The 7,058-nt window shown below is 50.0% G+C and carries 8 protein-coding genes; 2 read left to right on the top strand and 6 right to left on the bottom strand.

Annotated features, from left to right (window positions below):
* The 3 genes from IQ235_RS14655 to IQ235_RS14665 form a co-directional block, all read right to left on the bottom strand.
* Nucleotides 1-1,816, bottom strand: a 1,816-nt coding sequence (locus IQ235_RS14655; protein WP_264322187.1) for a tetratricopeptide repeat protein, incomplete at its 3' end; no start/stop codon positions are given.
* A gap of 238 nt (nucleotides 1,817-2,054) precedes the next feature.
* Nucleotides 2,055-2,633, bottom strand: coding sequence for a hypothetical protein (locus tag IQ235_RS14660; protein ID WP_264322188.1), 579 nt, complete (start codon nucleotides 2,631-2,633; stop codon nucleotides 2,055-2,057).
* Nucleotides 2,634-2,668: 35 nt separating this feature from the next.
* Complete coding sequence (locus IQ235_RS14665; protein ID WP_264322189.1) at nucleotides 2,669-2,941, bottom strand: hypothetical protein; 273 nt, start codon at nucleotides 2,939-2,941, stop codon at nucleotides 2,669-2,671.
* Between the two features lie 184 nt (nucleotides 2,942-3,125).
* On the opposite strand from IQ235_RS14665, the gene IQ235_RS14670 reads away from it, so the two are divergent.
* Nucleotides 3,126-4,160 carry a M20/M25/M40 family metallo-hydrolase gene (locus tag IQ235_RS14670; RefSeq protein WP_264322190.1) on the top strand — a complete coding sequence of 345 codons (1,035 nt, stop codon included), beginning with the start codon at nucleotides 3,126-3,128 and terminating at the stop codon, nucleotides 4,158-4,160.
* 73 nt (nucleotides 4,161-4,233) lie between these two features.
* Here IQ235_RS14670 and IQ235_RS14675 read toward each other — a convergent pair whose 3' ends face one another.
* Nucleotides 4,234-4,590, bottom strand: coding sequence for a four helix bundle protein (locus IQ235_RS14675; protein ID WP_264322191.1), 357 nt, complete (start codon nucleotides 4,588-4,590; stop codon nucleotides 4,234-4,236).
* 1,001 nt (nucleotides 4,591-5,591) lie between these two features.
* Here IQ235_RS14675 and IQ235_RS14680 point away from each other — a divergent pair.
* Complete coding sequence (locus IQ235_RS14680) at nucleotides 5,592-6,089, top strand: transposase family protein (RefSeq protein WP_264322192.1); 498 nt, start codon at nucleotides 5,592-5,594, stop codon at nucleotides 6,087-6,089.
* Between the two features lie 66 nt (nucleotides 6,090-6,155).
* Here the strand turns inward: IQ235_RS14680 and IQ235_RS14685 are convergent, their stop codons facing one another.
* Both IQ235_RS14685 and IQ235_RS14690 read right to left on the bottom strand, forming a co-directional pair.
* Nucleotides 6,156-6,377, bottom strand: coding sequence for a hypothetical protein (locus IQ235_RS14685; protein WP_264322193.1), 222 nt, complete (start codon nucleotides 6,375-6,377; stop codon nucleotides 6,156-6,158).
* Nucleotides 6,374-7,058: DUF5942 domain-containing protein (locus IQ235_RS14690; protein WP_264322194.1), on the bottom strand; the 685-nt coding region annotated here is incomplete at its 5' end. The genes IQ235_RS14690 and IQ235_RS14685, both read right to left, overlap by 4 nt.

Here is a 7,058-nt window from a genome sequence, read left to right on the forward strand (position 1 = left end):
GTTGCAGGGTGCGTTCGCGTTCGAGGAGTTCGGGGTCAACCCCTTGGCGGATGTCGGCATTAGCTTCGGTGAGGAGTTCGAGTAAGCCTCTGGCGCGGGCGCGTTCGCTGATGTGGAGGGCTTTGCTGTCGTAGCCGGAGTCGGGGTTTTGGCGGTGGAGTCGCATCAGCAGGTCGATGTAGAACTCGTAGCGGTGTTGATTTTGGGCGAAGTAAGAGGCGCGGAGTTCTTGGCTGCCGATATTGGTGCGGAGGTCTTCGATGATAGTGATGGCAGCTTGAATGTGGGTAAGGGCGGTTTGGAGATTGCCTAAGTCGCGTTCGGCAACAGCAATGTTGATGAGGCTAGTGGCTTCTTTTGCCCGATCGCCCACGGCTTGAAAGAGGGATAAAGATTGCTCGTAGTACTCTAATGCCTTTTGAGGCTCTCCTAAAGCTTTGTAGACACTACCAATGTTGTTGAGGGTTCTCGCAACTCCTGTCCGATCTCCCACCGCTTGAGAGAGGGGTAAAGATTGCTCGTAGTATTCCAAAGCCCTCTGCTTCTCTCCTAAAGCGTCGTAGACACTACCGATGTTGTTGAGGGTTCTCGCAACTCCTGTCCGATCTCCCACCGCTTGAGAGAGAGGTAGAGATTGCTCGTAGTAATTCAATGCCTGCTGCTTCTCTCCTAAAGCAGAGTAGACCAAACCGATGTTGTTGAGGGTGACTGCTTCTTGTGCCCGATCGCCCACCGCTTGAGAAAGAGGCAAAGCTTGCTCGTAGTATTCCAAGGCTCTCTGCTTTTCTCCCAAATCCGAGTAAACTAAGCCGATGCTGGTGAGGGTGTTTGCTTCCCCAGCCCGATCGCCTACAGCACGACGGAGGGGCAAAGCTTGCTCGTAGTAGTCCAAGGCCCTCTGCTTCTCTCCTAAAGCAGAGTAGACCAAACCGATGTTGTTGAGGGTGGTGGCTTCTTGGGCACGATCGCCCACGGCTTGAGAGAGGGGTAAAGATCGATCGTAGTACTCCAATGCCTTTTGCTTCTCTCCTAAAGCAGAGTAGACCAAACCGATGTTGTTGAGGGTGATTGCTTCTCCTGCCCGATCGCCCACGGCTTGAGAGAGGGGTAAAGATCGATCGTAGTACTCCAATGCCTTCTGTTTCTCTCCTAAAGCATCGTAGACCCCACCGATGTTGGTGAGGGTGATCGCTTCTACTGCCCGATCGCCCACGGCCTGAGAGAGGGGTAAAGATTGCTCGTAGTACTCCAATGCCCTCTGTTTCTCTCCTAAAGCGGAGTAGACCAAACCGATGTTGTTGAGGGTGATCGCTTCTCCTGCGCGATCGCCCACGGCCTGAGAGAGGGGTAAAGATCGATCGTAGTACTCCAAGGCTTTCTGTTTCTCTCCTAAAGCATCGTAGACCAAACCGATGTTGTTGAGAGTGGTCGCTTCTACTGCCCGATCGCCTAAGGCTTGAAAGAAGGATAAAGATTGCTCGTAGTACTCCAATGCCTGCTGCTTTTCCCCTAAAGCGTCGTAGATCCCACCAATCCAGACGAGTGTCGCAGCTTCCCAACCTCGATCGCCCAATTCCCGTGAAAGGGTCAGCGTCACTTCCCATTTCTCAATCGCCTGTCGCAAAGATTCTGCCGTTCCTTGCTGATACAGTTCCCATCCCTCATCAAACGCCCGTTGTGCTGCCGCGCGCGTCTGGTCCGGTGTTGTCGTTTCCCCCTGCTGCACCAGAATCGTCGGTTCGGGCATCGCCACCCCCACTTCCGACAGCAGCAACACCAACCCCAGCCCCCACGCACAACCCCGCAACTTGCCCATCCTCTCTCTCCGGCTTGCATCATTTATAAGATACATACTTCTCGGGGCGAGGAACTTATGCATAAATTATTCGATAATTATCCCATTCCTGTAGGGGTAATCCCCCCGTGGTTACCCCGATTTGTTTGGTTGTCCCGATTGGTGTGGTTAACCCGGTATCTATGGTTACTTCAACATTCCGCGAGCGCTCGAAACCGGGGCGGGCACGGGGGCACCGCCCCTACGGGAATGGAATGATTCATTGGTCTGGTAGGGGCAAACCCGCGCGCTCGGTTGCCCCGAGATCGCCCGTTTCCGAAATCATCAAGAAAGTTCGAGAAAAACCAGTTTCATCCGCCGTCTCGACTAAATCTTTCAAATAACGATTAATTTCGTCATCACCGCAGTCAAATTCATCTCTTTGGAGATTGGGAACAGTTTTTAAGCTACAAAATCTCCATCCCACGGGCTCGCTCCTGTCATACTTACTTTTAAATTCAGCGATCGTTAATTTCATTTCTTCTGTGGCTGGTGGCGGATCGTCCCATAAATTTTCGTTCTTGAGACTTTCTTGTACCACTGTTTTTTTTGAAAATTTCATTTTTCCCTCCCCAAAAACCCCCTCGGTAACAAGTTGAGGTGAGCGTTGTAAAACTATAAATATTAGGAAAATTTGTAAAATAATGACGATCGCTAATAGTAAAGTTTCCATCTTCGATCCTAGAAATTCTAACAGTGAATTTTTTTTAATTTCTAATGATGTTTTTATGTAAGCGCCTCCAGAGTCAGGGGGCTGGGGAGGCTGGGGAGAAAGATACTCAGTCTTCATCCATAACATGGCAATGTGCAAATCCTCACCATATCGGTTGTTACCTAAAAATCGAACTCATATCCATCCGTGGAAAAAACAATTCGATTTCCTTCACACTCCACATTCAACCATCCAGTGCGATCGCACGTGGAAGTCAAATTACTCATCAAAAAGCCAAACGATTGCTTCCGCCTCGATGTCATTTCCTTCCCCAGCAGCCGCTTAAGAGCGATCGCATTATCGAAAAGTTCGTCAATGGTACGGGGTTCGGCTTCCCCCAGTTCCAAGAGGCGATCGCGAAATGCCCGATATTTACGTAAGTCGTTACTGGTCATGTTGTTCTCTCTATTGGGATCTTCGATCGTAGATCGATATGCCGAAAACCCCCAGAGGCTGACCCCAATCCATGACGCAATCGCAACTGAATAGCGATCGCCCACTTCGCGTCCTTTGTGCCTTTGTGGTTTATGAATTGTGGTTTATTAAGATGTCGGCATTCTTTTTGCAGGGAGTCAGGACTTGAGCGGTCAGCATTGGCGAATTGGCACAAAAGTCAATTCTCGTTACAAACCTTTTTACAGATACTTCACAGCTTGGCAAGTTCCGTTACTCATCATCCTCGTACTATTCAATGGTTTCGGCTGTGGCAGCCAGCCGCCTCCCATCGCCCAAACCATCGAACCCGTCGAATCCAAACCCATCGAACCTGCCAATACCAAGCCCGAATTTCCCCAAGTCAGCGGCAACCGCTTGATGGAACACGTCGAAGCCCTCGCTTACGAACGGTATCGTAATGTCGATCGCGATCGGGCGCGGGAATATATTATCCAATCCCTCGAAGAAGCCGGATACTCCCCCCAACTCCAACCCTTCGACGGAGGTATTAATATCGCAGCCGAACGTCGGGGAACCGATGCCGCAGCCGGAACGATTCTCCTCGGGGCGCACTACGACACCGTTCCCGACTCCCCCGGTGCAGACGACAATGCCACCGGAGTTGCCGCCGTCCTGGAAATTGCCCGATTGCTGGCGAACGTCGAAACCTCCCGCACCCTGGAACTGGTATTTTTCGACTCGGAAGAAGTGGGATTGCTCGGGAGTTTGGCATATGCGAGTACCGCCGATGCCCAAACCCTCCACGGGGCGATCGTTCTGGATATGCTCGGCGTTGCTTGTCGGACTCCCGGCTGCCAGCAGTATCCCCAGGGATTGCCTGCGGTTGCCTTACCCGAAACCGGGGACTTCCTCGCCGTTGTCGGCAATACGGAACGCCTGGATTTGCTCAAAACCTTTTCTACCGCCCAAAATCCCGAACTGCCCCCCGTCGTCACCCTACCGATTCCCCTACGCGGTCTTCTGACTCCCGACGTTCTGCGCAGCGACCACGCACCGTTTTGGTTGCAGGGAATTGGGGCGGTGATGGTGACGGATACGGCAAATTTCCGCAATCCTTACTATCACCAACCGACGGATTTACCCGAAACCCTCGATCGAGATTTTTTTTTCGGGTCAGCTCAAATTGTATTGAATGCAACGGTCATTCTATTGAATTAGGAATGCGGAATTCGGAGGCGCGGAATTAATAGAAGGGGGAAAAGAGAATGTGGAAAAATAAAACTGACGTAAATTAGCGTTCTGTATTCTGTTTGGTTTTCTTGGTGATGGCTACAAGAATTTTTATAATTTCATCAATTTCTTTGAGCAAAGCTTGAACTTTCGCTTCTGGAAAATTTTCTGATGCAACCAGTAGTTTTAACCAATATTCGGTTTCTCTCGCTTCTTTGAGGGCAATCTCTAATTTGCTGAGGAAATCTTTGCGAGATTGACCCGAACGAGCTTCAACAGTATTTGCACCAATACTTGTTCCCGATCGAAGTAACTGATTGGCTAAGGTTTTAGAAACACCGGGTTTCTTATCGAGATGAGTGCAAAGTTTGACAATTCGGATAGCAAAATTGAAAGTTCGGTCTGCGATCGGAATCATACAGAACTATTCTGTGTATTATCTATTTTCATTTTGCCTTTCCCAAATTCCAAACGTCAATTTCCGCGCTTCCCCACCATCTCCAACCTCCGAATTCTCTTAATTCCGAACTCCGAATTCTCTTAACTCCGAATTCAAAAAAAATCCCCAGGTCCAGGCGAACCTAGAGTCTGGGAGAAATTCAATGACGATATTTTAAACGTTTTAAGGTTAGTTAGGGTTGGGCGATCGCTGCCTTTTCGAGATCGATCGCCCGTAAATGTATGCCCTAAACCTTGGCGCGTGCCTCACCCTCTCGTAACAGCCGATGAAGGTGGGGTCTAAATTTTTGGCAGTCCTCCGTGGCGTTTTTTATCTCTGTAACCAAATGTAACAAATAAATTAACTTTTGTAAACATAGCGATAATTCATTGTAAGATTACCCGGACGATCGGGAATTAAGGGCTAAGCGGTAGGGGCCAACAGCCGTTGACTCCGACTACGGTTTTCTTTGGGAAAATTGTCTTCTTCTCGGGTTCAATTCCAAATTCCTCGCCTCCGGTTTCTTCTTTGCCGGAGAAGTTAGGGATGGGTTCTCTTTTCCTTTTTCCCCTCTGATGATATTGTCGTATTACCTCATGATTTTATGGGGAGGGGGATAGTCTATTTAATTTTCAGTATTTTGGATAAATGTGCTTTTCTTAAATTCCAAAATTGGCGATATTAAGCAAGATTTAGGTAAATCGAAGCGTGAAGTAGAAAAGCGATCGAGTTTTGCCCTTCAATTGCTCGGGTTTGCTGCCGATTACGGCGATTTCCGTGAGGTGAGTTGGAGAATGTACTGCAAAAGTTCGATCGAACTATCCATAAAAATCCACCGCCGACGCACAAGTTTTTCGGAGATAAGGAATTAATATCGATAGGCGAGTTTGAACGTCAGTTAGATTATCGGATAAGCCGTCACGCATCTTCTCCCGTATTTTCCAGCATGGCTTGCCAGTGCGCGAAAATCTCTTCAATGGATGCATCCTCTGGTACATTTGGCGTGTTCGCCCCCGTGCCATCGAACGTCCAAAAAAAAACAGCGCGCCTATTACAGTGGCAAACACAAAGGTCATATGATGAAAGCCCAATTGGTGATTGACCTGGCTCGGGGTCAGTTTCTGAGCGTGGCTTGGGGCAAAGGTCGCACTCACGATTGGCAGCTCTTCCACCACTCTCAAGTGCGTCGAGATCCGACCCTGTTGTGTTTAGCCGACAAAGGATACCAGGGTCTGACCAAGGTTCATGCCAACAGCATTACCCCCCAAAAGAAGAAGCCGCACCAATCATTGTCCAAAGAAGATAAACAGACCAATCAGGCTCTGGCACGAGTGCGAGTCAAAGTCGAGCATAGCATTCAACGGTTGAAGCGTTTCGGGATCTTGTCGGAGCGCTACCGCAACCGACGACGGCGTTTTAGCCTAAGAGTTCATCTGCTCGCAGGGATTATCAACTTCGAGTTGAATCGGGCTAGTTGATTCATGCAAGAGGTCTATTGAAGCTATTTAAAATGTACCGCGTCTCTTCGTCTTTTCCCCTCTGCCTCACTTGAGAACCTCAAAACTCTTCACTTCCAGCACCGGACCGATCGCTGCAAGGGTCATCACATCTTCTAATACCCGTCCCTCGACTTTCACCTTCAGACTGGGCTTTAATAGCTCGTCTGGGGCGCTGACATCGAGTTCGTAGGTGGTTCCGTCCTCGGCTTTTAAAGCCCAGGTTCCCGTGCCGATTTCCACGCGCTCGATGGTTCCTTTGACTATCATGAATTTGCCTCCGTGGCGCTGCGTAAGGAAAGTCGGGCTAAACCGTAACACAGAAGGGCATTCGCCAGCAAGAAGCCTCGGGAAAGCGCCCCTTCACCCAGCCACAACACCGACGGATCGATCGCCGCACTCACCGTCAAGCAGGCAGCCACCCCGAGGGTCGTACCGATCGCAAACCACTTCCACTTCGGCAGTCCTAAGAATAACGCGACTAAAACTAGAGGAATCAAGACGCTGGCAAACAGGGGATTGAGGGCGCTGCTGCCGCCAACTGCCGTTCCCAATTCGGGAATCGAACTGCCCATGACGCGCATCGGCCACTGGGGTAAGTCGAAGATGTACAAGCCTTTGAGGAAGAATAGTCCCGAACTGCCAGCAACTAAACCCGTAGCAAGCGGCCAACTCCAACGGAAGAGGAAATAGTTGCGCAGAAACCACGCCAGCAGGTAGGAACCCAGTACCATTAAGACTTTCGGCAGCAGGGCAACTGCACCGCCATCGAACCAGAAGCGCAGGTTCAGATAGCCGTTTTTATTCAGCCAGCGGAAAAAGTCGCGGAAGGTGATTTGACCGTCTTGGGCCATTTGGACTGCGGCGGCTGCATCGAGATGTCCGGCACCAAAATGGTTGAGGGGGTCTTCGGCAACGGGTCGCGCCGACTGCTTCAAGATTTCGGCTATT

The organism is Zarconia navalis LEGE 11467 (assembly GCF_015207075.1).
In the GTDB taxonomy this organism is placed as follows: Bacteria; Cyanobacteriota; Cyanobacteriia; order Cyanobacteriales; family Geitlerinemataceae; genus Zarconia; species Zarconia navalis.

Bases quoted from the DNA above. Each gene is read 5' to 3' on its own strand.
- IQ235_RS14675 (WP_264322191.1), bottom strand. From the start codon at position 4,590: ATGATTCCGATCGCAGACCGAACTTTCAATTTTGCTATCCGAATTGTC.
- IQ235_RS14665 (WP_264322189.1), bottom strand. From the start codon at position 2,941: ATGACCAGTAACGACTTACGTAAATATCGGGCATTTCGCGATCGCCTC.
- IQ235_RS14680 (WP_264322192.1), top strand. From the start codon at position 5,592: ATGCATCCTCTGGTACATTTGGCGTGTTCGCCCCCGTGCCATCGAACG.
- IQ235_RS14660 (WP_264322188.1), bottom strand. From the start codon at position 2,633: ATGTTATGGATGAAGACTGAGTATCTTTCTCCCCAGCCTCCCCAGCCC.
- IQ235_RS14685 (WP_264322193.1), bottom strand. From the start codon at position 6,377: ATGATAGTCAAAGGAACCATCGAGCGCGTGGAAATCGGCACGGGAACC.